This is a genomic window from Legionella jamestowniensis, from assembly GCF_001467745.1.
Classification (GTDB): Bacteria; Pseudomonadota; Gammaproteobacteria; order Legionellales; family Legionellaceae; genus Tatlockia; species Tatlockia jamestowniensis.
Window position 1 is genome coordinate 1 of sequence record NZ_LNYG01000009.1, and the last position, 394, is coordinate 394.

The following is a 394-nucleotide window of genomic DNA, read 5'->3' on the forward strand; positions in this document are numbered from 1 at the left end:
TGGATCACCTCCTTAAAATTAAAGCACGACAATTCACCCGAAGTGCCCACACAGTTTGTTTTCAGAAGCAGGAACGAAGTACAGTCAACAAAGTTGTTGTCAGAGAGAAAATTTTTGCAAGGAATTTTACTTTAATCGAGGCATGTGGGTGAAAGAGCGAAGGGGCATACTTTTGTATGTGACTGAGCGAGAGAATCAACATAACGACGATTAAAGTAAAAGGCCGCAGTCAAAAATGGGTCTGTAGCTCAGCTGGTTAGAGCGCACCCCTGATAAGGGTGAGGCCGGTGGTTCAAGTCCACTCAGACCCACCAACGTTTCTGTAGGATGCATCAGATTAAAGTAATTTTTAGAGAGATTGCTTTAATCTGGTTAATCCGGACGTTCATTAACA

At 42.9% G+C, this 394-nt stretch carries 1 tRNA gene; it reads left to right on the forward strand.

The features are described from left to right. Positions 1–237: 237 nt before the first annotated feature. Positions 238–314: transfer RNA gene (locus Ljam_RS03110), tRNA-Ile, on the forward strand. Positions 315–394 lie beyond the last annotated feature (80 nt).